The organism is Ditibartonella apis (assembly GCF_001952075.1).
GTDB lineage: Bacteria > Pseudomonadota > Alphaproteobacteria > Rhizobiales > Rhizobiaceae > Bartonella > Bartonella apis.
The window spans coordinates 347,459-372,340 of record NZ_LXYU01000001.1 but is presented as its reverse complement, the minus strand read 5'-3'; the positions used below and the strand labels follow the sequence as shown (position 1 = coordinate 372,340).

The 24,882-nt window shown below is 45.4% G+C and carries 27 protein-coding genes; 11 read left to right on the top strand and 16 right to left on the bottom strand.

Features of this window, described 5'->3' with window-relative positions; translation table 11 throughout:
* The 7 genes from coaA to PEB0122_RS01590 form a co-directional block, all read right to left on the bottom strand.
* Positions 1-996 (bottom strand): type I pantothenate kinase, encoded by a 996-nt coding sequence (gene coaA / locus PEB0122_RS01620; RefSeq protein ID WP_075913707.1) that lies wholly within the window; start codon positions 994-996, stop codon positions 1-3.
* On the bottom strand, positions 989-1,312 hold the full coding sequence (locus PEB0122_RS01615; RefSeq protein WP_075869574.1) for a phosphoribosyl-ATP diphosphatase: 324 nt from the start codon (positions 1,310-1,312) through the stop codon (positions 989-991). Before PEB0122_RS01615 ends, coaA begins: the two co-directional genes overlap by 8 nt.
* Complete coding sequence (gene hisF, locus PEB0122_RS01610; RefSeq protein ID WP_075915319.1) at positions 1,309-2,103, bottom strand: imidazole glycerol phosphate synthase subunit HisF; 795 nt, start codon at positions 2,101-2,103, stop codon at positions 1,309-1,311. The genes PEB0122_RS01615 and hisF overlap by 4 nt, the downstream gene beginning before the upstream one ends.
* Positions 2,100-2,858, bottom strand: a complete 759-nt coding sequence (hisA, locus tag PEB0122_RS01605) for a 1-(5-phosphoribosyl)-5-[(5-phosphoribosylamino)methylideneamino]imidazole-4-carboxamide isomerase (protein WP_075915679.1) — start codon at positions 2,856-2,858, stop codon at positions 2,100-2,102. Before hisA ends, hisF begins: the two co-directional genes overlap by 4 nt.
* Positions 2,855-3,505, bottom strand: a complete 651-nt coding sequence (gene hisH, locus PEB0122_RS01600) for an imidazole glycerol phosphate synthase subunit HisH (RefSeq protein WP_075913705.1) — start codon at positions 3,503-3,505, stop codon at positions 2,855-2,857. Before hisH ends, hisA begins: the two co-directional genes overlap by 4 nt.
* A 4-nt stretch (positions 3,506-3,509) precedes the next feature.
* On the bottom strand, positions 3,510-4,106 hold the full coding sequence (gene hisB, locus PEB0122_RS01595; RefSeq protein ID WP_075869577.1) for an imidazoleglycerol-phosphate dehydratase HisB: 597 nt from the start codon (positions 4,104-4,106) through the stop codon (positions 3,510-3,512).
* Between the two features lie 218 nt (positions 4,107-4,324).
* Positions 4,325-5,314: an asparaginase gene (locus PEB0122_RS01590; protein ID WP_143238795.1), complete on the bottom strand. Its 990-nt coding sequence runs from the start codon at positions 5,312-5,314 to the stop codon at positions 4,325-4,327.
* Positions 5,315-5,578: 264 nt separating this feature from the next.
* On the opposite strand from PEB0122_RS01590, the gene hslV reads away from it, so the two are divergent.
* A complete protein-coding gene (hslV, locus tag PEB0122_RS01585; protein WP_075869579.1) occupies positions 5,579-6,136 on the top strand; it encodes an ATP-dependent protease subunit HslV in 558 nt (185 codons plus the stop codon).
* 79 nt (positions 6,137-6,215) lie between these two features.
* A complete protein-coding gene (gene hslU, locus PEB0122_RS01580) occupies positions 6,216-7,526 on the top strand; it encodes an ATP-dependent protease ATPase subunit HslU (RefSeq protein ID WP_075915317.1) in 1,311 nt (436 codons plus the stop codon).
* Between the two features lie 94 nt (positions 7,527-7,620).
* Here hslU and PEB0122_RS01575 read toward each other — a convergent pair whose 3' ends face one another.
* Positions 7,621-8,637 (bottom strand): YeiH family protein, encoded by a 1,017-nt coding sequence (locus PEB0122_RS01575; protein WP_075915316.1) that lies wholly within the window; start codon positions 8,635-8,637, stop codon positions 7,621-7,623.
* A 103-nt stretch (positions 8,638-8,740) separates the two neighbouring features.
* Here PEB0122_RS01575 and PEB0122_RS01570 point away from each other — a divergent pair, with 103 nt between their 5' ends.
* Both PEB0122_RS01570 and PEB0122_RS01565 read left to right on the top strand, forming a co-directional pair.
* A complete protein-coding gene (locus tag PEB0122_RS01570; RefSeq protein WP_083650165.1) occupies positions 8,741-9,622 on the top strand; it encodes a LysR family transcriptional regulator in 882 nt (293 codons plus the stop codon).
* Between the two features lie 84 nt (positions 9,623-9,706).
* A complete protein-coding gene (locus PEB0122_RS01565; RefSeq protein ID WP_225867776.1) occupies positions 9,707-10,531 on the top strand; it encodes a transporter substrate-binding domain-containing protein in 825 nt (274 codons plus the stop codon).
* Between the two features lie 259 nt (positions 10,532-10,790).
* Here the strand turns inward: PEB0122_RS01565 and PEB0122_RS01560 are convergent, their stop codons facing one another.
* The 6 genes from PEB0122_RS01560 to PEB0122_RS01535 form a co-directional block, all read right to left on the bottom strand.
* Entirely contained in the window at positions 10,791-11,534 is a 744-nt protein-coding gene (locus PEB0122_RS01560) for a hypothetical protein (RefSeq protein ID WP_075915315.1), read from the bottom strand.
* Between the two features lie 671 nt (positions 11,535-12,205).
* Positions 12,206-12,694, bottom strand: a complete 489-nt coding sequence (lspA, locus tag PEB0122_RS01555; RefSeq protein ID WP_075915314.1) for a signal peptidase II — start codon at positions 12,692-12,694, stop codon at positions 12,206-12,208.
* Positions 12,691-13,542: a TrmH family RNA methyltransferase gene (locus PEB0122_RS01550; RefSeq protein WP_075915313.1), complete on the bottom strand. Its 852-nt coding sequence runs from the start codon at positions 13,540-13,542 to the stop codon at positions 12,691-12,693. Before PEB0122_RS01550 ends, lspA begins: the two co-directional genes overlap by 4 nt.
* A 1-nt stretch (position 13,543) precedes the next feature.
* A complete protein-coding gene (locus PEB0122_RS01545; protein WP_075915671.1) occupies positions 13,544-14,473 on the bottom strand; it encodes an RsmD family RNA methyltransferase in 930 nt (309 codons plus the stop codon).
* Between the two features lie 650 nt (positions 14,474-15,123).
* The gene (locus PEB0122_RS01540; RefSeq protein WP_225867775.1) at positions 15,124-15,435 is read right to left on the bottom strand and encodes a lipopolysaccharide assembly protein LapA domain-containing protein; all 312 of its coding nucleotides are present in this window, start codon (positions 15,433-15,435) and stop codon (positions 15,124-15,126) included.
* 28 nt (positions 15,436-15,463) lie between these two features.
* The gene (locus PEB0122_RS01535) at positions 15,464-15,745 is read right to left on the bottom strand and encodes an integration host factor subunit beta (protein WP_075869929.1); all 282 of its coding nucleotides are present in this window, start codon (positions 15,743-15,745) and stop codon (positions 15,464-15,466) included.
* 426 nt (positions 15,746-16,171) lie between these two features.
* Between PEB0122_RS01535 and lptC the strand changes: the two genes are divergently transcribed.
* The 7 genes from lptC to PEB0122_RS01500 all read left to right on the top strand — a co-directional run bounded on the left by lptC (position 16,172) and on the right by PEB0122_RS01500 (position 22,737).
* Positions 16,172-16,819: an LPS export ABC transporter periplasmic protein LptC gene (gene lptC / locus PEB0122_RS01530; RefSeq protein ID WP_075869586.1), complete on the top strand. Its 648-nt coding sequence runs from the start codon at positions 16,172-16,174 to the stop codon at positions 16,817-16,819.
* 60 nt (positions 16,820-16,879) lie between these two features.
* Complete coding sequence (locus PEB0122_RS01525) at positions 16,880-17,539, top strand: LptA/OstA family protein (protein ID WP_075915312.1); 660 nt, start codon at positions 16,880-16,882, stop codon at positions 17,537-17,539.
* A 28-nt stretch (positions 17,540-17,567) separates the two neighbouring features.
* A complete protein-coding gene (lptB, locus tag PEB0122_RS01520; RefSeq protein WP_143238510.1) occupies positions 17,568-18,350 on the top strand; it encodes an LPS export ABC transporter ATP-binding protein in 783 nt (260 codons plus the stop codon).
* Between the two features lie 819 nt (positions 18,351-19,169).
* Complete coding sequence (gene rpoN / locus PEB0122_RS01515) at positions 19,170-20,732, top strand: RNA polymerase factor sigma-54 (protein WP_075915311.1); 1,563 nt, start codon at positions 19,170-19,172, stop codon at positions 20,730-20,732.
* A 154-nt stretch (positions 20,733-20,886) separates the two neighbouring features.
* The gene (gene hpf, locus PEB0122_RS01510) at positions 20,887-21,471 is read left to right on the top strand and encodes a ribosome hibernation-promoting factor, HPF/YfiA family (RefSeq protein WP_075915310.1); all 585 of its coding nucleotides are present in this window, start codon (positions 20,887-20,889) and stop codon (positions 21,469-21,471) included.
* Between the two features lie 127 nt (positions 21,472-21,598).
* Positions 21,599-22,066, top strand: coding sequence for a PTS IIA-like nitrogen regulatory protein PtsN (ptsN, locus tag PEB0122_RS01505; RefSeq protein ID WP_075869930.1), 468 nt, complete (start codon positions 21,599-21,601; stop codon positions 22,064-22,066).
* A gap of 170 nt (positions 22,067-22,236) precedes the next feature.
* Positions 22,237-22,737: a hypothetical protein gene (locus PEB0122_RS01500; RefSeq protein ID WP_075869591.1), complete on the top strand. Its 501-nt coding sequence runs from the start codon at positions 22,237-22,239 to the stop codon at positions 22,735-22,737.
* A gap of 365 nt (positions 22,738-23,102) precedes the next feature.
* On the opposite strand, the gene PEB0122_RS01495 is transcribed toward PEB0122_RS01500, so the two are convergent.
* Positions 23,103-23,534 carry a hypothetical protein gene (locus PEB0122_RS01495; protein ID WP_075869592.1) on the bottom strand — a complete coding sequence of 144 codons (432 nt, stop codon included), beginning with the start codon at positions 23,532-23,534 and terminating at the stop codon, positions 23,103-23,105.
* Between the two features lie 26 nt (positions 23,535-23,560).
* Positions 23,561-24,790 carry a dual-specificity RNA methyltransferase RlmN gene (gene rlmN, locus PEB0122_RS01490; protein WP_075869593.1) on the bottom strand — a complete coding sequence of 410 codons (1,230 nt, stop codon included), beginning with the start codon at positions 24,788-24,790 and terminating at the stop codon, positions 23,561-23,563.
* Between the last annotated feature and the right edge of the window lie 92 nt (positions 24,791-24,882).

The window sequence follows — 24,882 nt, the reverse complement described above, 5'->3', positions numbered from 1 at the left end:
CTATAATTTTCTAAGCGCAACATATTCCACCAGATGATCGCTGCCCTTGCGCAAAATAAGATCGGCGCGTGGTCTTGTTGGCAGAATATTTTCTTCAAGATTTTTCAAATTGATTGTGTTCCAAAGCGTTTCGGCAACGGCCATGGCTTCATTTTCCGTCATTTTTGCATAACGATGGAAATATGAATCGGGCTTCTGGAATGCTGTGAGTCTGAAACGGCGAAACCGCTCCATATACCAATGACGGATGATTTCGGTTTTTGCATCGATATAGATAGAAAAATCGAAAAAATCGGAAACAAAAGGCACAGCTTTTCCGTCACGCGGTAAATCTCTGACCTGAAGCACGTTAATACCTTCGACAATGAGAATATCCGGCCGGTCGACAACAATTTGCTCATTTGGCAAAACATCATAGGCTGCGTGGGAATAAAGTGGCGCTACAACATCGCCCATACCTGCTTTGATAGCAGAAAGAAAGCGCAAAAGTTTGCCGACATCATAAGAATCGGGAAACCCCTTTCTGTCCATCCTGTTTTCAGCCTTCAGGACTGCATTGGGATAGAGAAAACCGTCGGTTGTTATCAAATCTACCTTGGGGCTTGATGGCCAGCGTTTAAGGAGCTCTTGCAGGATGCGCGCGGTGGTTGATTTACCAACTGCAACCGAACCGGCAATCCCGATAATAAAAGGTGTTTTTGCAGTGTTTTGTGTGCGCAAAAACCGCTTTCTTTTCTGGAATAAAGTCTGGATTGCTTCGACATGGGTCGAAAGCAAACGGGATAGAGAAAGATAAATACGTTGAACTTCCTGAAGGTCGATCGGATCGCCGATAGAGCGTAACCGTTTGACCTCGTCAAATGTCAGGGTCAACGGCGTATCGGCACGAAAGACAGACCATTCGTAAGCAGTGAAAACACTGTAGGGTGAATATCTTCCGAAAACGAAGTCACCAAGGTCGCCGGACTGACTGGCAGGCTTCAACGCGTTACCCATTCTTTCTGGACGCCTTTTCCTCAAGTCCCGATTGTGCGGTGCGTCTTTCAAGCTCTTTGATGACGTCATCAAGCTTTATTCCGCGGATATGCCACATAACCAGCAAATGATAGATAAGGTCGGCACTCTCGCTGATGAAATGTTTGTCGTCTTCATCAAGAGAGGCGATAACAGTTTCAACAGCTTCCTCCCCCATTTTTTTGGCAGCACGCCCCATTCCCTTTTTTACGAGGCTTGCCGTATAGGAACTGCCATCGTCAACCACTGCCCGTTTGGCAATGGTATTTTCAAGGCTATGCAAGCTAAAATCAGTCATTCACCTTCTCCAAATTCATCCATGCGTACAGGAATGCCGGCTTTTGCCATATAGTGTTTTGCTTCGCCGATGCTATAGGTTCCGAAATGGAAAATCGATGCGGCAAGCACTGCCGTTGCATGTCCGTCACGAATACCGGCCACAAGATGGTCGAGTGTTCCGACCCCACCCGACGCGATAACGGGAACGTCCACTGCATCGGCAAGGGTGCGGGTCAAAGTAATGTCATAGCCTTCTTTTGTCCCGTCACGATCCATAGAGGTAAGCAGAATTTCACCGGCACCTTTTTTTTCAACAAGACGGGCAAATTCGATTGCATCAATGCCGGTCGGGCGCCTCCCTCCGTGCGTATAAATTTCCCAATGCCGGTTTTTGCCATCGTTTGCGACTTCTTTGGCATCAATGGCAACTACAATACATTGGTTGCCGAATTTATCGGCCGCTTCGGCTACAAAATCGGGGTTTTTAACAGCGGCGGTGTTTATCGACACCTTGTCGGCACCGGCAAGCAGAAGTTTGCGAATGTCATTGACAGTGCGCACACCTCCGCCAACAGTGACAGGCATGAAACATTGGTCAGCCGTGCGGGCGACAACATCGAACAATGTTTCGCGATTGTCGCTGCTTGCTGTAATATCAAGAAAACACAATTCATCGGCACCGGCGCTGTCATAGGCTTTTGCGACTTCAACCGGATCACCGGCATCAACGAGATCAACAAAGTTGATCCCTTTGACCACACGTCCGTCTTTGACATCAAGACAAGGAATAATACGCGCTTTGAGCGTCATGATTGCCCACTCTTTCCGGCATTTTTATTTGCCTCGTCAATCAATGCCAATGCTTCTTTTGCATCAATATGCCCATCATAAAGAGCACGTCCGGAAATGGCACCATTCAATATGGAAGCATCGGGTGAACAAAGCCGTTTGATATCCTCCATTGATGCAAGACCGCCGGAAGCAATAACCGGAATTGAAACAGAACGGGCAAGATCAAGGGTCGAATTCCAGTTGATACCGGTGAGGATCCCATCGCGATCAATATCGGTATAGATAATGGCGGCAACGCCCGCACCTTCAAAACGCTTTGCCAGTTCAAGGGTGGAAAGTTCGGACTCTTCAGCCCACCCTTCCACGGCGACTTTGCCACCGCGGGCATCAATGCCGACAGCAATTTTTCCCGGAAAAAGTTTGCAAGCCTCGCGAACCAGTTGCGGATTTCTGACGGCAACAGTGCCAAGAATTACGCGGGCGAGACCCTTTTCCAGCCAGTTTTCGATATGGGTAAGGGTTCTGATACCACCACCAAGCTGGACTGGGTTTGTCGTTGCGCGCAATATCGCATCAACGGCCGAACCGTTGACTGTGACGCCTTCAAATGCACCGTTGAGATCAACAACGTGAAGCCATTTGAAACCTTCCGACTGGAAGTGGTGGGCTTGTGCGGCAGGATCGGCACTATAAACAGTTGCCTTATTCATATCGCCGAGTTTTAAACGAACGCAAAACCCGTCTTTGAGATCGATTGCAGGGTAAAGAATCATGGTTTCCATTCCAGAAAATTGGCAATGAGTTGAAGGCCGAGACGCTGGCTTTTCTCCGGATGAAATTGTGTCCCGAACATATTGTCGCGGATAACTGCTGCTGTGACCGGCCCTCCATAATCGGTTACCGCCAATAATTCATCAGGATTTTGACAATTAAGTTGATAGGAATGGACAAAATAGGCGTGAAGCCCGTGTTCACCCGTGCGGATGCCGGAAAATAGCGGATGGCTCCGTTTCAATTCGAGAGTGTTCCAGCCGATCTGAGGCACTTTCAAAGCATCGTCTTGAGGCTTTATCAAAGTAACGTCACCTTTAATCCAGTTAAGCCCGTTGGTGACTGTTTTTTCCATTCCGCGCGAAGCCATGAGCTGCATACCGACGCAAATCCCCATAAAGGGATAACCACCTTTGAGCACCCGTTCATTCAAAGCTTCAACCATTCCCTGAACGGCATCCAGTCCTGCCCGACAATCCGCATAGGCACCGACGCCTGGCAAAACCACGCGGTCGGCTTTTATAACATCTTCTGCCCGATTGGTGAGGATAATATCCGCGTTTATGCCATGGTCATGGCTTGCACGCTCGAAAGCTTTTGTGGCCGAGCGTAAATTGCCGGAGCCGTAGTCGATAATTGCGACCTGCATTTTATTAGCCTTTCAAAGTGCCCTTGGTCGAGGGCACAGCGTTTTTCTGGCGCGGGTCTTCCTCGATTGCAGCACGTAAAACGCGTGCTACCGATTTGAATGCGGTCTCGGCTATATGGTGGCTATTCAAACCGTAATGATTGACAATGTGAAGCGTAATTCCGGCATGCTGGGAAAAAGCCTGAAAAAACTCTCTGACCAATTCGGTATCGAACGAACCGATTTTTTGTGTCGGAAATTCAACCTTGAAAATGAGATACGGGCGTCCGGATACATCAATGGCCGCTCTCGTGCAGGTTTCATCCATCGCAAGATCAAGCGAAGCATAACGGCGAATGCCGCGCCGTTCCCCCAAAGCCTGTTTGACGGCTTCGCCCAACGCAATTCCGCAATCTTCAACGGTGTGATGATCGTCAATATAGGTGTCGCCGACAGCCTTGATTTTCATATCGATCAATGAATGGCGGGAAAGTTGTTCCAACATATGATTGAAAAAACCTACTCCGGTATCGATCTCGAATGTTCCTGTCCCGTCAAGATTGACCGAAACCGAAATATCTGTCTCGTTGGTTTTGCGTTTTATCGTTGCTGAGCGCGTCATTTTGTTCCCGTTCCAAGAAGCTTGAAAGATGCTCCACTTGTTGTCATTTTCAAAACCTGACGATGAGTACAAGACTTAATGAAGCAGTATTATTTATAAGCTTTGCCAGCGTCACTTTTGAAGTAGCAATGTTAAATCATTCGTGCAAAATATCCAATTGCTTTCACGTCTTTTTCATCAATCAATCGGTTTTGTGACTTTAAGCAGTTTTTTATCATCTAGCCGATTTGCCAGTGTTTCCATTCTTTTTCAATTTCCTCTTTATCATGACCGGCTGAAAGAAGAGCCCATAATAAAAGCCGCGCTTTTAAGGGCGAAAGCCAACCGCCCATCAGCACGCCGCCTCTCATCAGATCGATTTCAGATCCTTTATAGCCATAGGTTTTCTCACTCGTTGGACCGCTATAGGCCCGTGTTGCCATAATAACCGGAAGTTTATGGGCATAATTTTTGATAATATCGGCTTCCTCGAAGCTTACATGGCCTGATCCGAAACCGGCAATCACAACGCCCTGATAAATGCCGCTTGAAAATACGAGTTCAAGATGGTCACTTCCCGAAGAAAGGCAGGCTTCGACGAGAGCAACTTTTTTATCAAGCGTTTTCGGTTGGCTTAACGGTTTTGGTAACCTATCGGTAGAGCGGAAGAAAACCGGTTTTGCCTCGACAACCGCACCAAGCGGGCCGATTAAACCTGATTTGAAAGTTTCAACTTTGAGAGAATGACTTTTTCTTACAAAATACGGGGAATGGATTTCGTCATTCATCACCACCATGACACTGCGACCGATGCTTTGTTCATCTATTGCCACGAGTAAAGAAGATAAAAGATTTGCTGGTCCGTCGGCGCCGGCTGCCATAGGTGCGCGCATAGCACCTGTTATAATGAGCGGCTGCGGCTTTTGCCAATAAAGTGAAAGAAGAAACGCTGATTCTTCAAGCGTATCGGTTCCTTGTGTCAGAATGACAGCTTTTGCACCTTCATCAATCTGGTTAATTGCCCAATCAAGAGCATCAAATAACACTCTGAAGGAAAGGGAACCGCTTGGCAGTTTTGCCAATGTTTTGGCATGTATTGTGGCAAGTTCGGAAATGCCGGGAACTGATTTTGCAAGCTGTTCAGCCGAAAGTTCCGGCTCCACACCGCCAGATGTTCCGGCGACCATGGCAATTGTGCCACCCAATGCACCAATAGCAACTGTCGGCAATGGCATTTTATGTTTTCCCTTGAGAGTTTGAATTCGCCAAGCTTTAGCAGCATTTGATCAAGTCAACAATGCGCTTTGATGACAAGTTATAATCGAGCGGACTTTTGCCAAAATGAATGTTTTTTTAAAAATCGGGAAGGTTTTTAAAATGTCTTCGTCAATATGGTTGAGTTTTAATGTGCGAGTTCCTAAATATGCACTCTATATAGCCGCTTTTCATTGCTTTTAACGAGGATGGAGCGTGTGGATAAAAGGAGTTTACTTGTGACAGAACATAAGCCCGATACAATGTATGGCACGACCATCATTACAGTTCGTAAAGGCAATAAGGTTGTCATTGCCGGCGATGGACAGGTGACATTAGGGCAGACAATCATGAAGGGTAATGCAAGAAAAGTCCGCCGTATCGGCAAGAATGGATCGGTTATTGCCGGTTTTGCCGGTGCAACAGCCGATGCATTTACCCTGCTTGAACGGCTTGAAACCAAGCTTGAACAATATCCTGACCAATTGATGCGTGCCTGTGTCGAACTTGCCAAGGATTGGCGCACCGATCGTTATTTGCGTAAATTGGAAGCGATGATGCTGGTGGCCGATAAAAATGTGACGCTGGCTTTGACAGGCCTTGGTGATGTGCTTGAACCTGAAGACGGCATTATGGCGATCGGTTCGGGTGGTAATTTTGCTCTTTCGGCAGCGCGTGCACTTATTGACACCGATATGGATGCCGAAACAATTGCCCGCAAAGCCATGAAGATTGCTTCCGATATTTGCGTTTACACCAATAGCAACTTTATTGTTGAAACGCTTGATGCCGAATAATGATTGAATATTTCCATGTCGCTTCTTGTCGGTTGAGCGTTAAACTTGACAGGAAGTGCGAAAGAGAGAGCACTTTTAGATGAGTTCTGTATTTTCCCCCCGCGAAATAGTTTCCGAGCTTGATCGCTTTATTATCGGACAAAAAGATGCCAAGCGTGCTGTTGCTATAGCATTGCGCAACCGGTGGCGTCGTCAACAGCTTCAAGGCGAAATGCGCGAAGAAGTAATGCCGAAAAATATTCTGATGATCGGGCCGACCGGCGTTGGCAAAACCGAAATTGCCCGCCGCCTTGCAAAACTTGCAGGTTCACCTTTTGTCAAGGTTGAAGCCACCAAGTTTACAGAGGTCGGCTATGTCGGCCGTGATGTCGAACAGATTATTCGTGACCTTGTTGAAGTGGCCATCAATCTTGTCCGTGAAAAAAAACGTGAAGCGGTGAAAGCAAAAGCCCATATCAACGCAGAAGAACGTGTTCTGGATGCGCTGGTCGGCAAAACCGCAAGTCCTGCAACCCGCGACAGTTTCCGCAAAAAATTGCGTGAGGGCGAGCTTGATGACAACGAAATTGAAATAGAGGTTGCCGATAACAGCCCGAATAGTGCCCCTACATTTGACATTCCCGGTATGCCGGGCGCGCAAATGGGCATTATGAATTTGTCCGATATTTTCGGTAAGATGGGTGGACGCACCAAGACGCGGAAAACCACAGTCAAAAATGCATTCAAACCATTGATCGAAGACGAGTCCGACAAACTTCTCGATCAGGATCAGATCATTCAGGAAGCGCTTCGTTCCACTGAAAATGACGGCATTGTCTTTATCGACGAGATCGACAAGATCGCAGCCCGTGAAGGCGGCCTTGGTGCCGGTGTTTCGCGTGAAGGTGTGCAGCGCGATCTGTTACCTTTGATTGAAGGAACAACCGTTGCTACCAAATATGGTCAAATCAAAACCGATCATATTCTGTTTATCGCGTCTGGTGCGTTTCACGTTTCGAAACCTTCTGATCTCTTGCCTGAGCTTCAGGGACGTTTGCCAATCAGGGTCGAACTTAATGCGCTCACACGGGAAGATTTCCGCCGCATCCTTACCGAAACGGAAGTCAGCCTGATCAAGCAATATATTGCTTTGATGGCGACCGAAAATGTGACACTGGAAATTACCGATGATGCCATTGATGCTCTCGCCGATATAGCAGTAGATTTGAACTCTACTGTAGAGAATATCGGTGCCCGCCGCCTCCAAACAGTGATGGAACGCGTTCTTGACGAAATTTCCTTCACAGCACCGGATAAATCGGGAACAACCTTCAAGGTTGATGCTGCTTATGTCAAAAAAGCAGTGGGTGACCTTGCCGCCAATGCCGATTTGTCGCGGTTTATTCTGTAATTTCAAAACAAAGAGATTGCATATAATCTATTAAAACAGCCCTTCGGGGCTGTTTTATTTTGGATATATCGTCGTCTAATGCACTACCGGCCATTTATGACAATTGAAGGAGCGAGATCATTGTCAGGCTTGCAGTCGCCAGAATGATGATGGATATGAAAGCTGTCAGGACAACTCGTGGTCCGGATTTTTTCAAAGCCTTTATATCAACACCCAATCCTAAAGCGGCCATTGAAATAACGGTCAGGATTTTTGCCACAAAAGCCATGGCGTCGAGTGCCAATTGGGGAACGATAGCGCAGGAATTGGCAAGCAAAAGAATGACAAAGCCGATAATGAACCATGGCACCATTTTGCTGAATTTGAGTTTTGTGTTGGCACCGAGGCCGTAAATGAGGCCAATCACGAATATCACCGGCCCAAGCATCAACACACGAACAAGTTTGACAAGCGTGGCTGTCTGGACACTGATAAGTGATACAGGTGCTGCGGCAGCCAAAACTTGCGGCACAGCATAAACAGTCATACCGGCAAGAACGCCATATTGTGTAAAGCTTAAGCCCGCTAAGGGGACAGCAAGTGGCAAGACCAGAATAACAACAATACCGAGCGCGGCTGTAAAAGCGATTGACGAAGCCACGTCCGAGCCTTCTGCCTTGATGACAGGTGCAACAGCCGCAATGGCAGAATTTCCGCAAATCGAATTGCCACAGGCCACAAGCAAGGCGAGACGGGGGCCAAGGCCCAAAAACCTGCCAATTGCATAGGTTATGGCAATCACACAGGCCACAATGACGATAATGCCGACAAGCAATCCGAAACCGGCAGCGACGACCGCGCTCACACTGATACTTGCACCCAATAGTAGAACCGCGCATTCAAGAAGAATTTTTGCTGAAAATCCGACTCCTTCCGCATATTGGGATGGAATGCCTTTGACTGTCCGGATGATGGCGCCAATCAGTATGGCAAGAACCAGACTTTCAAGCCAGGCCTCGCCAAAGATGAGTTTTTCAAGCTTTTCCAGAATAATGGCAACAGCCGAAATAACCGCGCATAATATGATGCCCGGTGCAAAACGAAAAAAAATTGCCTGAACTCGGCTAGCCATATTGAAATATCCTTTTTTTAAAATCTGCTAGCGCTGTTTAATCATGTAATCAATTTTCAAATATGTTATGAATTGTTCGATTTGATCGAACAATGGCACGGCAATGATTACATTTGAACAGATGCGGATATTTCTGGCTGTCGCCGAACGCGAACATTTGACCGAAGCGGCGAAAGCCCTTTTGTTGACACCTTCTGCCGTTTCCAGTGCCATCCATATGATTGAAGAACATTATCAGGTGCGTCTTTTCAATCGCATTGGACGGCGTATCCAGTTGAGTGATGCGGGTTCTGTCTTTGTGGAAGATTGCCGCCACACATTGGCGCAAGTCAAACTTGCCGAAACAACTTTGCGTGAATTTAGCGGGCTTAAACGGGGCGCGCTCGGTCTCTATGCGAGCCAGACAATCGCAAATTATTTTTTGCCACCGGTCATTGCAAAATTTCGCAATTTATATCCGGCGATAACGGTTAAAATGTCGATCGGTAATACCGAACAGGTCGAAAATGCTGTTCTATCAGGCATAACAGATATCGGTTTTGCCGAAGGAACCATAAAAAATGAAAGCCTTCATCGTCAAAAAGTGGCTGATGACGAATTGTTCATTATTGCCGCAAAAAACCATCCTCTTACGAATAAACCGTCAGTGAAGTTTAAAGATATTTCAGCTTTTCCGTGGATTTTGCGTGAAAAGGGGTCGGGAACACGGGCCATTTTCGAGCAGGCACTTGCAAACCAAGGTTATGAACTGGCAGATCTTGAAGTGATGCAGACTTTCCCCTCGAATGAAGCGGTGCTGTCGGCAGTAGCGGCATTAAATGCTCTAACGGCCATTTCAAGACGTGCAGTTTCGGCTCTGCTTGCCGCAGGACTTGTTGAAAGGTTGAATTTTTTATCCGTAAAGCGTGATTTTTTACTGTTACTCAATCCGCAACGCTTCAAAACCAAAGCGGTTGGTGCTTTTATTGATTTGCTTGATGGCTGATTTGGTTAAACCGACAAGCAATAAGGTTAAAACAATGTGGGAAAGAAAACAGTCAGACGAATAATGAACTGCCGGATGGGACCGATGATGAAGAAAATTCTTATGATGCTTGTTTGGGGGTGTTCGGCTTTAACGCTGACACACGCCGATGCGTCGAAACTCAATGATGTCCTTGACATTAAAACATTACGTGTTTGCACCACTGGTGACTATAAACCTTATAGCTTTTTGAAAACCGATGGTACCTATGAAGGCATCGACATTTCCATGGCGCATTCTCTGGCCAAATCGCTTGGTGCCGAGGTAGAATTTGTGCAAACAAGCTGGAAAACGCTGATGGCGGATTTCCTTGATGACAAATGCGATATTGCAATGGGCGGGATTTCCATTTCGCTTGCCCGCCAACAACAGGTTTATATGTCGGAACCACTTGGAGTGGATGGCAAAATTCCGTTTGTACGTTGTGAAGACGCTAAAAAATATAATACGTTAAGTGCACTTAACCAAAAGAATGTTCGTGTGATCGAACCCGCTGGCGGAACCAATGAGGCGTTTGTCAGAAAATATATGCCGAATGCAAAACTCGAGCTTTTTCATGACAATACGACGATTTTTAAAAATCTTGTTGATAAAAAAGCCGATGTCATGATTACTGATGCATCCGAAGCTCTTTACCAAAAACGTCACTATCCGACATTATGCGCCGTCAATCCGGAAAAGCCTTTGGAGTTTTTCGAGAAGGGCTACATGCTTCCGAAGGGCGATATCAGTTGGAAACTTTATGTCGATCAATGGTTGCATTTGATGCAGAAAAATGGCGAATATAATGCAATTTCCGCCCATTGGCTGAAGGCGGATGATGTAAAACATCATGATAAAAAACATGCTCCAACCAAACATAGCCACTAATTTTAACGCACCGGAATGGAATTAGTGAAACCGCCAAAAACAATGCCCCATTGTTTTGCCAAACGGGTTCATATCATTTGGCGCGTTTTTAAAAAATCTGTCAATAAATCAAGTAAGTTCGTTAGGCGGTTTCAGTTGCTACAAGCGGATGAATATTAAATAGCTCTAAAATGTCAAAAAACGGAAGCATTTTACGGCCTCCGTTTCTTGAACTTTTGTTTATGGGCAAAATACATTTCTGCCTTTTATAGGTATTGTTTCAGCCCACAATTTTTTTGGCTGGGAATAATAAAAATACGCGTGTTTCGTTGCTTGCACGGTCAACCACAGCATTATCGGCAACTTTTGCTCCAACACGCAAGCAATAGCGCAGCATGGGCGGAAGCGAAGAAAATGCTTCATCGGGCTTGATTGCCTCTTCCGGCATAATATCCATGGTCACACCATGGGCAGCACGCAAATGAAGTCCGGATTGTGACCGGCAAAAATGATAGAGATAGGAAAGTTCCAGAGCATGTGCAGCGGGATAGCGGCTGTCGAATGCCAGACTTCCAATGACATAATCGACATTCTGGAGCTGGCAGAAGTGCGAAATCGCCTGCCATAAAAGGCCTTGAGCACGATGTGCCTTCGATTTGTCAAAGCATTCAAAAGGAGCGATTGTCAAAATCACCGGCGCAGTCTGGTCGCCTTCGAGTTCGAAACTGTCACCGAGACTCGTCCCGTCAAGATTTTGATTGGCACCTAGAACATTTGTAAGTGTCATGTGGCAACTTGCAACAGGATTTTGCGGGTGTGCTTTATCATTGACAGTCATCACCCATTCGTCGCGATCATCCGTTACATTTTTTTGGGCTGATGCCGGAACCGTTTGTTCAAGGTCACCAGAGACTTTCCGCAGACGGGCTTCCAAAGAACTGAATGTTGCAAGTAAGAGAGAATCGCTCATATCGCAACTTTTATTATCCGGTGTTTTCAGAACTGTCCTTGCACAAGCTGTCATTTCAATGCTCCTTATTGAAGCGCTGTTGATTTAAAATCAATCAACATCATGTTCTGTTGTCGATTTAGAACTTTCTTGGTGCATGACAATGACGGGAAAGTGATTTTTTCAAGACAATTCACAATCGCCCTGAAATAGGATTAATAATTGGTAAATATAGACTTTTTTCTGTGTTTATAAGAGCTTGAAACGGCTTAGCCGGTTAAGAACCGCAATTTTATTTCTGTCAAAAAAATGGCAAAGGCAGATGTTAGAGGGCGGATGTATCAAAAATGGATATGATTTTTATCCTTTTAACCGTTAATGGGTAAAGGCTGATGACAATCGAAACAGCTTTGTCGTAACCATTTTTGGAAAAGACGGAGCTGATTAATTTGAAAAAAGACGGGTTTATTGAAAAGGACGTTTTTCAACAAGCTTTGGAAAAAAGTGCGCGCATCCGTTTCGAATTATTTTTGTTTTGGCGGAAGTCTCGGCAGATTAAAGACGCTGATAATATCGACTCGATATAGAATTATTCGTTGAAGTTGAAACAAGAGAGCGGATGATTTTGATAAATGCGCAATCAAAAATATTTTTCAGCTTTAGACAATATGGATGAAAAGATGCTGACGGGCGTTCTAAATTTTTGAGCCGATAAATGGGGATGTTTCAAGCCGCTTGCGGTTATTCTAGTTTGCTTTTCGCTTTTCCCTTTTCCAGTGCAGCAATTCATCCAGTACGATCAGGACAGCGCCGACCGTTATGAAACTGTCAGCAAGGTTAAAAATGGCAAACGAGAAAACATCGTCGATATGGAAAGAAATGTAATCGATGACATAGTGAAAACGTATGCGGTCAATGAGATTGCCGATGGCTCCACCGATCACCAGCAGAAAGCCAAATCGCGACAGTGATTTTTCAGGACCGGCGTTTTTCCATAACCAGATAACGAAGCAGATGATGCAAAATGTCAATGCGATAAGCCCCCAATCGGAGACTGATGACAACATTGAAAAAGCAATTCCCGGATTGCGGGCATGATAAAGTGAAAGAAACGGCAAAAGGTCGATTTCTTCCCCGACAGCGAGCGTATTGACCACCCAATATTTGATCAATTGGTCAAGACCAACTGTGATGATAAGCCCCACTATAAGTGTGATGAGGGATTTTGCCTTCATGAACGGGCCTCGCGCGGGTCAAGTGTCAGGTTATGACGGCGGATTTCATAAAGCATGACACCGGTTGCCACAGCTAGATTGAGTGAATCGGCGCGTCCCGCTTGCGGAATACGGGCAAGTTGATCGCAACTATCGGCAAGATTATCCGGAAGGCCTTGTTGCTCGTTGCCCATAAAAAGAATGATAGGTCCCTTTTTATAGTCGATTGTGCGGTAATCAACGGAACCTTTTAAGTGTGTCCCGATGATTTGACCATGAAAGCTCAAGCGCCATTTTAAAAACTCGTCAGCACTCATTTTAAAAAGCGGAAGGGCAAAAATCGATCCCATAGTTGCGCGTACTGTTTCAAGCGAATAGGGGTCGGTTGTATCGCCAACGAGTATCAGCCCCTTCGCCCCGACTGCATCGGCTGTGCGGATAATGGTTCCGAGATTGCCGGGGTCACGAATGCGGTCGAGTGCAACATAGACATCCTCTCCCTTGGCGTTGAAGGTAGACATGTCACGCCAGCGTTGTTCGAAAACACCAACCACCATTTGCGGATTGTCTCGCCGTGTTACGGATTCCATAACTTTCTGGTTTGCTTCGATGATAAGACCACCAGCGGCTTTCGTGCGGGCTGCCGTTTTTTCAATGAGCAGGTTGCCGAGACCCGCCTTGGAAAACAAAAGTGTGCGTATTGTCCAGCCGAGATCGAGAGCATCAATGATGAGCTTCAACCCTTCGGCCATAAAAACGCCCTCACGATCGCGGTTTTTTTTAAGTGACAAGGATTTCATATCCTTGATGATCGGATTGGCGAGCGAGGTAATTTCTTTAACCTGACCGTGTTGTCTTTGTGTTGTCATTTTAAAAAATCCAGCGGCTAAAAAGAGAAGTCGAAAGCGCCCTTTTTGCCTTTTCTTCACGCAAAATAAGTTCACCCGATTCGATAAGTCCGCCAAGGCCGGTAAATTCATCACGCATTAATTCATGGATTGCAAAAAATGAAGCGCGAATTGAATAGGCAGTCAATATCACGGCAATCGGATTATCGGATAAAATAGCGCGGCATCCTTTGACCATTTCGGGCAAATGATCGAAAAGTTGCCACACCTCGCCATGGGGCCCGCGTCCGTAAGCCGGCGGATCAAGTAAAATAATATCGTAATGTTTGCCGCGACGCCCTTCACGTTCGACAAATTTCATTGCATCATCACAAATCCAGCGAATGGGGCGATCTGTTAACTGTGCAACTTCCTGATTTTCTTTGGCCCATAAAATAGCTTTTTTGGATGCGTCGACATGGGTGACCTCGGCGCCCGCTCTTGCCGCAATAAGCGAGGCAAGACCGGTATAGCCGAAAAGGTTCAATAGCTTAACCGGACGGTTTGCTTTTTTAATAAGTTCTTCCATAAAACGCCAATGGGCATCCTGCTCGGGAAAAACCCCGACATGGCGAAATGAGGTAAAGCGGCCAAGAAATGACATTCCATCCCATGAAAGTGGCCACGTTTCGCCAAGTGGCTGTTTTGGAAAATTCCAGCGCCCCATCCCTTCTTCATCGGTATTTCCGGTAAAAATCGCATCAACATCCTGCCAATCTTTTTCACTTAACGCGGGTTGCCATAAAGCTTGTCCTTCGGGACGAATAATGCGCAAATTTCCGTAACGCTCGAGTTTCAAGCCATTACCGCTGTCAATCAAAGCGTAATTCTCGCTTGCAGTTGTTTCGAGAATGACCGGCAATTTTTCTTCGGGTCTTTTCCCCGACGGGCGAGGTAAAAAGCGGTTTTTCACTTCTACTGTGTTTCCACCCTTGTCTTCGCGTTGCACCTCTTTAGCTGATTGCACAGCGGCGTCCGGTGTGTGGGCTTTATGAAATTTTCCTGAATGATTGGCGCGCAAAGCTTTCCGTCTTTCAGGCTTATCTCCTGTTTCGAGGGCCTTTTTAAGACTATAGGGAGCACTGTTGCGTGATATTTTAGATCCGCGCTTCTTTTCTTTTGGGTGTTGTGCTTTCACAATCGGGCGTTTTCCATAAATTTCAGGATGTTCTTTGCTTATAAAACATCTTTTTCAAAAAGGTATATTTTTCTTGCACGCTCCAAAACCGGTTTTGGCTAATGAACAACGCATTCCACTATCAAAACGAATAAAGATTCCGGCAAAATAATCGCTCTTCATTTTGCTTATGCGGTTTAGTGAGAATTGGACCGTAAACTGATAGTCCCGTTTTTATTGTCGCAAATATTCGAAAACAATCGATAACGATCACCCAAAAAAACGAGCAAAAAACAATAAAATATTTGCATAAAATTATTGATAAGCCAAACGCTTATAATCCTGGTCATTCTGTTCAAGGGCGCTGGTTACAATTTTAAAAAAATTGTTGAATACAAAAAGCAGATGAATGAAAAAATTCTACTTTGCCCGACGGGGCTTAATATTCAGGAATGGTCAACGACTGTAAGATCTGTTTTCGTCAAATCCGGTTTCTTAGACATATCCATTTTAAGCCCTTGCAGTTCGGTTTGCGTGTCTTTCAGGGCTTTGCGGAAGCGATGTTGGGTAAACCAAACTGTTATTCCGCCGATAATAATACCGATTGCAAGTGCAAGAAAAAGCCAGACAAACAACGGAGCGTGATAAACAAGACTGGTGTCCGTTGTGTCAAAAGGATTGAGGCTTAAAGCAACGCTCGCCCGATTGGCGATGATAAAAGCAATCAGGATGATGCCAACCGGGATCAGTATTATCAAACTAACAATCTGTTTCAGATTCATGATTTCACTCGTTGTTCAAGCGGTCACGCAATTCTTTACCTGTTTTAAAAAACGGAACCCATTTTTCTTCAACCGAAACCGTTTCTCCTGTGCGGGGATTGCGACCGGAGCGCGCAGGCCGGTTTTTAACCGAAAAAGCCCCGAATCCGCGCAATTCTACGCGATTTCCCTCAGCCAGAGCCGTGGATATTTCATCAAATACAGCGCTGACAATATTTTCAATATCCCTTTGGAAAAGATGAGGGTTACGGTTAGCGATAATTTGCACAAGTTCCGATTTAATCAAAACAGCCTCCAATTTTGATCGGCTTGGTGACAATGACCCGTTACAAAATCAAGGCTCATAACGATTCGTTGATTTTATAATCCCATGTCTGACAGGCATTTCGAATTCCGTTTCAAAAATTCTGCCAGTTGTCCTTTGCCATTCACTATAATATTCAATTGCTGTGATAGTTTATTGTCTGTCTATTGCATTTCGTCAACGCTGTTTGATCAAAAAATTATTCAAGACCGTTAAAAACCGTTGAAAAAAAAGCGTTTTTGCCTGTTTTGTTCAGATTTAAACGTTTTGTTGTCGGTCTATATAATAATAAGGTCGTTTAATGAAAAGTTGAATGGCGGGTACAATTGCTCTAAATATTGAACTGGTATATGGGAACTTCGTCTAGGCGATTGTTTTTATCAAACTCGAAAGATTGTTAGGGGTAGAATGGACGACAGTTCAGAAATATTTTCACCGAGCTATAAATCTGATGCTGTTTTTGATGCTGCACGTCGTCATTCAGTGCGCGTCCATATATTGAAGTTTCTGCTGCCGGTGGCAGCCATTGTTATCGCGCTGATTTTTTCCTGGTTTACGTTTTTTGCTACACCAAGCACGAGTGATCTTGTCGTTCTGAATGGCGATCAGGGCAGTGGCGGACAATTGACGATGACTGATCCGAAGCTTGAAGGTTACACATCGGCCAATAAGCCCTATTCTTTGAAAGCCAATAAAGCCATTCAGGACCCACATCACCCCGGTATGATCGAATTACAACAGATTGCCGCAACTCTTCCCTTGGGGCAGCGCGGGGAAGCGGCGGTCAATGCGGTGGGCGCATTTTATGATAATGTCAACGGGCGACTGCAATTCGACAAACCCTTTGAGGTTAAAACAAATGATGGAATGGTGGCAAAACTCGAAGCTGCCGATGTCAACTTGTCAACCAGCCAGTTGAGCACAGATCAACCGGTTGATATTCGTCGTGGCGGGCAACATTTGAAGGCAAACGGTTTACAAATACGTGATAATGGACAAGTGTTGTTTTTTAATCGTGGTGTCAGTCTTGTCATTGACAACGCAAATGCGCAATAAGGAACGAAAGACCCCTGCCTTTTGAAATGAGCAGTGTCGCGTTTATTTGAGGATTGTAAAATGAAGCCTTTAAAGCAGTATTTTTCTAACCTTGGTGCAGTGATGGCAACAGGATTGGCTTTCATGAGCCTCGGGCAAACGCCTTCATTGGCTCAACAGACGAATTTCGGTGTCAATCTTTCCGGCGGAAAAGAGCCGGTGGAGCTCAACGCTGATAATCTCGAAATGCGTGACAAAGACGGCGTTGCAATTTTTACTGGTAACGTTTCGGTTGTTCAGGGCGACCGGATTTTGCGGACATCGAAATTGATAGTCCATTACGCCAAGGCACCTGAAGACGCCAATAAAGACAAGTCCGATGCATCAAGCAACACTTCATCCGATCAGGCAAAAGGGGATGCTGCCACCAAAACAGCAGCAGCCGGTGCCGGTGGTCTCGGTTCGACGGGTGTTGAAAAAATGGAAGCATCCGGCAAAGTCTATATCAAAACGGCAACACAGGTTGCGACCGGTGATGAAGGTGTTTTTGACGGCAAATCGAAATTGATGGTTCTGACAGGAAAACGCGTCATTTTGGCAGATGGTGATAATGTGGCGACCGGTTGTAAATTGACTGCCCACATGGATACAGGCAAAGCTTTTCTCGAAAGCTGTAAATCCGCGGGTCAAAATGGTCGGGTATCGATCATTATGAATCGCAACGAACAAAACGGAAAATGAGCGTTTTATGTCACAAAGTGATTCGCAAATGGCTTTTGAAGAAATAGCCTATGAAGATGGTTCGGGTAAAAGCCTCAAAGAACGCCTCAAAGGGACACTCGTTGCTCGCGATCTGACAAAAACCTATCGGGGGCGCAAAGTTGTCAAAGGTGTTTCTTTTGGCGTGCGTGCCGGAGAAATTGTCGGCATTCTTGGCCCCAATGGAGCGGGTAAGACAACATGTTTCTATATGGTCACAGGACTTGTCGAAGTTGATGGCGGCAGCATTGAAATTGATGGTTTTGATGTGACCGACATGCCGATGTACCGGCGTTCACGTTTGGGCATTGGCTATCTGCCTCAGGAAGCTTCCATTTTCCGCGGGCTTTCGGTGGAAGACAATATCAAGGCGGTTTTGGAAGTCGTCGAAAAAGACCGCAAAAAGCGTGCCGAAGAACTTGATGCGCTTCTTGATGAGTTCAAGATTGCGCATTTGCGCAAGAGTCCTTCTCTCGCTCTTTCCGGTGGTGAAAGACGGCGTCTGGAAATTGCCCGTGCACTCGCTTCTCGCCCGAACTTCATGCTGCTTGATGAACCTTTTGCCGGTATTGACCCGATTGCGATTGCCGACATCCAACAATTGGTGCGGCACCTTAAAAGCCGCGGCATTGGTGTTCTTGTGACCGACCACAATGTGCGTGAAACATTGGGGCTTGTTGACCGTGCCTATATCATCCACGATGGTCAGGTTTTAACCCACGGCCAACCGGACGATATTGTTACCAATGCGGATGTCCGCAGACTTTATCTCGGCGATCAGTTTTCTCTCTGATTTTTCAATATTTATGTGAAATAGGCGAGATGTCGGCGCCGGACGTATCAAGGCATCTTCTGTTGCTTGATCTTCGTGTTTTCTAAACAACGTCGGATAATTAACAGCCTTAGTGGGCGCGGCTTGTCCATGTTTTTATTCATCATGAATGGGGTTTTGATAACTTATTTCCGATGTTGGTAGTATCGAATAACAGTGCTTCATAGTTAGCACGCTTGAAAGATACAGACGCGAGTGTCGAATATAAATTGCATCAAAATATATAGAATATATTTATGGTTTTAAAATTTTAATTAAAATTATAACAAAAATATAAAATAAATAATTTTTATTATATAAAATAATAAAGTTTATTAAACAAAATTTGTATTAATTTAATTATATATAAAATTCTTAAAATATTTTCCAGTATAAATATATTTTTGTTCTTTTTGGCGTTTTTCCCTGCGTGTCGCAACAAGTGAGAAAGGGGACAATGAGGGTTGAAAGGGTGATTTACTGCGCTTGAGCGTTTTTATTACAATTCATGTATCAAGCAGCTTTTAACAAAAACGTGTTCATACGGAATAATGTCGAGGCATTTATTGCAGACGACAACTAAATTCGATAACCGGTAAGATACAAAAATTGTTGAAAATGAAAGCAAGGATTGAAGCTTTCGATTTTTTATCATTTTTTTATTGACAAGCAAGGATCATACCAGTTTCGGTAGGGAATAGATTTTTTTAAAATATCACGTCGAAGTTTCAAACTTCGGTTGGTTGTGTGTGATGTTCATTGGCCGTTTCGCGAGGGGTCCATCGGGGAGGAAGTAAGGTTATGGCGCTATCACCGTCATTCAAGCTACGTCAATCACAATCTCTGGTGATGACGCCCCAGCTGATGCAATCAATCAAACTTCTCCAGATGACTGCAGGTGAACTCGAGCAATTTATTGAAGAGGCGCTGGAAAAAAATCCGTTACTTGAACGATCGGATGCAGACGATTGTGAGGGAGACACGGATCTCCATGCCGAAAGCGGACAAGAGACTGGAAAATTCGATTTAAGTGAACAAATTCCGGAAGAAAAAGCCGCCAACGATCAGGATACATTTGAAACATTTGATTCCGAAACGCTTTCCAACATGTTTGACGGCGCCGATGAGGCTGTTTCTTTGCATAACCAAACGACTGATAGAAGTTCGGGAAGAGACTATTCATCCGACTTTATAGGCATGGACAATTGGGACAAACCGGCGACAAAAGCTTTGGCAATTGGAGATGTCAACTTTGTTGAAACGATTGCAGATAAAACAAATCTACAGGATTTCGTTAGCGAGCAGATTGCCTTTGCCTTCAAACATAAAAATGAACACGATATTGCCTGTTATCTCGCTTGTGATCTTGATGAAGCGGGATATTTTGCCGGTTCTGTCCAAAAAGTGGCGGAAGAATTTTCAGTGCCTGAAGCACTGGTTTTAAAAGTTCTGAAACACCTTCAACAATTCGATCCCCCGGGAATATTTGCGACCTCGCTTTGTGAATGCCTTTCATTGCAGCTTGAACGAAAAAACCGCCTTGATCCGGCAATCAGCGTTATTCTTGAAAATCTTCCGCTTTTGGCAAAACGTGATTTTACAATGCTTTCAAGGCTTTCCGGTCTTGATGAAAGTGAGGTTGTTGATATCTTGAAAGAAATTCGCAGTCTCGATCCCAAACCGGGAACGGCCTATAGCACATCAATGGCGGTTCCTGTTGCGCCCGATGTGATTGTTTCTGTGGATCGGAATGGCGAATTTGTTGTCGAGCTTAACCGCGCTTTAATGCCGAAGCTTGTGATTGATCGGGATTATGCAGTCAAAATAGGTAAAGGCGATATCGGTCGCAGTTTTATTAGCGATTGTGTTCAAAATGCAAATTGGCTGATCAAGGCGCTTGATCAGCGGGAACGTACGCTTATCACGGTAAGCGCAGAAATTGTTCGCCACCAGCAAGAATTTTTGCGTCGTGGCATTGCAGCTCTCAAACCCCTGACACTTGCGATGGTTGCCGAAGCGGTTCACATGCATGAATCAACCATAAGTCGCGTAACCGCAAATAAATATATCGCAACGCCTCGTGGTATTTTTGAAATGCGCAGTTTCTTTTCGGCGGCATTGCAATCAACAAATGGCGGCGAGCAATATGCGGCAGATGCGGTCAAGCAACGTATCCGTGACCTGATTGATGGCGAAAATGCAGATGACATTCTCTCCGATGATACACTGGTTCAATTGCTCAAAAAAGAAAATATAGATATTGCACGTCGTACAGTGGCAAAATATAGAGAAGTAATGAATATTTCCTCATCAGTGACACGACGCAGAGAAAAGAAAGCAAAACTTGCAACAACTATAGATTGATTTAAGTCAATTGACTTATTGTTGATAACTGAATAGAAGCCCCCTTTGAAAACGTGGTTTTTCCGTCATTTCGAGAAAAGGGCGTGCTTTGAGTTGCTTCCTCTTGAAGATGTCGTTAAACTGCAAAAATCACGAATTATGAACGAGGTTTATAATGAGCTTGCGCATTTCGGGAAAGCACATGGATATCGGTGACGCTTTCCGTACGCGGATTGAGGACCGGATCAACGATGCGATTTCAAAATATTTTGCCGGTGGTGTGACCGGACATGTTACCGTTGTCAAATCCGGTTCGCGTTTTTCGGCGGAATGCGTATTGCATCTAAGCTCCGGTGCCGTGTTGCAGACAACCGGTCAGGCACAGGATCCGCAAGGTGCTTTTGATGCCGCAGCAGAACGATTGGAAACGCGCCTTCGTCGTTATAAACGGCGTTTGAAATCACGCAGCAACAAGCAAAATGACAATGCGACTTTTGCCGAATATGCTTATCATATTATGGAACCGGTGCCGGATGAAGATGAAGGCTTGCCGGAAGACTACGCACCGACGATCGTTGCCGAAACGTCGATGGCTTTGCGCGATATGTCTGTCGCCAATGCAGTTGTAGAACTTGATTTGATGGATAATCCGGTTCTGGTATTCCGCAATGCTGCTGATGGTAAAATCAATATTGTTTACCGGCGGGCTGATGGAAATATCGGTTGGATTGACCCGTCATCCATTACCAATAAAGCTTGAATGAGGCATCCCCTTTTTTTCGACTTTTATAAAGTTTGATGCTAAGGGGAATGCTCCACGCCCTTTAATGCTCCGGACTTGGCCCTCAGGCTCGGGAAAGAATTGGGGATGGAAAAAAGGAAACCACATGGATCTCAGTGATTTGATAGCACCGGACGCAGTTATTCCCGCCCTCAAAGCAAACTCGAAAAAGCAGGTTTTGCAAATCATGGCGGAAAAGGTCGCGTCTTTGACCGGTCTTGACGAGCGCACAGTACTAGATACGATTCTTCAGCGAGAAAAACTTGGTTCGACCGGTGTGGGAAACGGTATAGCTATCCCTCACGGCAAACTAGCCAATGTTGATCATATTATCGGGGTTTTTGCCCGTCTTGAAACGCCGGTTGATTTTGAAGCGCTTGATGACGAACCGGTCGATCTGGTTTTTCTGCTGCTGGCACCTGAAAGCGCCGGTGCCGACCATTTGAAAGCTCTATCGCGAATTGCCCGCGTTTTGCGCGACAATGATATGGTTCAAAAATTGCGCAACACCCATGATGCGGCAGCCATCCATACTTTTCTCACGCAGCATCCAGCGGCTTCGAACGCTGCTTAATCTATTCCGCTTGTGCCCGCATGAAGTTGAAATGCGGGTATTCTATTCCTGTCACTTCAACCGGTTTTCGCCGGTTATCTTGAGTTGACCGGCGGGGATACGGCTGATAGGCTTTCTGTCGTCGGATTTTCATTCAGTTGTTCGGCGTTTTTCAATAGCAGGATAAAATAATGACCTCTTTGGCTCATCAGAATGATGATCGGTTTCGCGAGCCGGGTATAGCCGCACCGCTTACCTTCCTCATTATGTTTGTTATTTTCATCTATGGTGCATTGCTGGTTGGTCTGCTCGGGATCTCGAACTGGATTATTCATGCATGGAATTTGACATTTTTTATTGATCTCGGAAAATTTGGTGTATTTCTTCTGGCCATTATCATACCGGTTTTGTGGGCAGTTATTGTGGGCATCTGTGCCAGCATTCCCTATTATATTTTGCGCGCGCGCGGGCACTATCTTATGGCGTCGAAAGTCGCAACGATTATTGTTCTTGCAATGTTTCATATCTTTGCTTTGCCTTGGATTCTTTGGCCAATGGTGCGTCGCGGTTCGCCAAAATTACGTCGTAAACGCATTGAAAAACTGCGCCAGATGGTGAAAGATGGAAAGATGAAAGACCGGCTGGCCGAACGCCATCAGCGTCTGGTGGCTCGCGGATACCAATTTTCATGAACCGGTTTAAGGCTTTTGGCAGGTCTTACGGTTTTTGGCTAGCTCCAAATAACAGGGCTCAAAAGAGACGATAGAAAACGGCATTCTGAAACGGCGATACGACCAGATATGATTCAATTCTACAAGAATGGGAAATAGCTTTTATCAGCTTTGTAGACTGGAACATAGGGGCATGACAAAGCATCATGTCGAGTGATCTTTAGGCTTAAAATAGTTCAAGCTTGGAAAAGTATATCGGGTGCGCTTTAAAAAAAGATTTGCTAATCGATAAAATAAAAACCGGCGATATAAACGAGTAAAATTCAGCCTAAAAAAACCGGGTTTGCATGTTTTGCAAGCCCGGTCGAACGGCGTAGTCGCGAAGCCTAGTTGTTTTTGAGGCTTGCCAATGAGCGGCGATTATAGCGACGCGGTGTGATACACCAGTAAACACCGCCAGAAACCAGAGAAGCTATAAGATTGATGACAGTTTCACCAAATGAAAGTGCCATTCCGCTCAGCCATAGAGAGATGAAATAAAGAATGGCGGCTACGAGGGCTGACAATAAATAATAGTGCATTTTGTAGAAATGGCGGTGTTCGCCATAGATAATTGCCAAAATGAAGACAACACCCACAATGAGGAAATGGGGCGGAACTGCGTAGAGAGGATTGTTTGGCGATAACAGATCGTGCAACGTTATATCATGCTCGAGTAAAAGAACCGTCAAGCCGATTTGTACAATCATGAATGCAGCTTCGGCAAAGATACAGCCGACTAAAATCCATGTAATGTGAAATGCTGTAATACTTTTCATGTCACTTCCTATTCGAGCCACCATTTTCAGTCGCCATGTCCGGCAATCATCATGGCTTCAAGTTTTAACCGTTCCGATTTTCTTAAACGTTCCGATTGTGATTTAAGTTGCCCGCAAGCGGCAAGAATATCGCGCCCGCGCGGTGTCCTTATCGGTGAAGCATAACCGGCCTGATTAATCAAATCGGCAAACCGTTCGATTTGTTCCCAATCGGAGCACTGGTAATTGCTTCCCGGCCAGGGATTGAAAGGGATAAGGTTGATTTTTGCCGGTATGCCTTTCAGAAGTTTGATCAGACCTCTGGCATCATCAAGGCTGTCATTGACATCCTTGAGCATGACATATTCAAAAGTTATCCGTTTTGCGTTTGATAGTCCCGGATAAGCACGACAGGCATCAAGCAATTCGGCCAACGGATATTTTTTATTGATAGGAACCAGTATATCGCGCAATTCGTCGCGAACTGCGTGAAGCGATATAGCAAGCATCACGCCGATTTCTTCACCGGTTTTGAAAATTCCCGGTACGACACCGGATGTCGACAATGTGATGCGACGTTTTGAAAGCGATAGCCCTTCACCATCCGAAGCAATAAGCAGTGCCTTTTTCACGGCCTCGAAATTATAAAGTGGTTCTCCCATTCCCATCATGACGATGTTGGTAATTTTGCGCCCCTCTGCCGGTACAATGGCACCGTCCGGTGTGTCCTTATCCGGAAAATCGCCGAGCCGGTCGCGGGCTATCAGCAATTGGCCAAGAATTTCTTCGGCTGTGAGGTTACGAACCAGTTTTTGAGTGCCCGTATGACAGAATGAACATGTGAGAGTGCATCCCACTTGCGAGGACATGCACAAAGTGCCGCGGCCCTCTTCGGGAATGTAAACCATTTCGACTTCAACGGGTTTTCCGGCACCACGGGCGGGAAAGCGCAACAGCCATTTACGCGTGCCGTCGCGGGAAATCTGTTCTTCGACAATTTCCGGACGGGCAATGGAAAAATGCTTTTTCATTTTTTCACGCATGTCTTTGGAAATATTGAACATGTCATCAAAATTGGAAACACCGCGTACATATAGCCAATGCCAAAGCTGGCTCACGCGCATGCGTGTCTGACGTTCCGGTACGCCTATCTCCTGTAATGCGCTTGCCATTTCAGCGCGCGACAAGCCAATAAGGGATGCTTTTGTTTCATCCATTTTGGCAGGGCGCAAAAGCGAAGTCGCGCCAATAGGTCTAAGATCGTAGGATACGCTCATACTTTCCAAAGCTCTGAATAAAGTTCTGTCTTGGCGGATTTAGCATAAAAGCAAGCCAACGTCACCACACTTATGCGCCATAAAACAAGCAC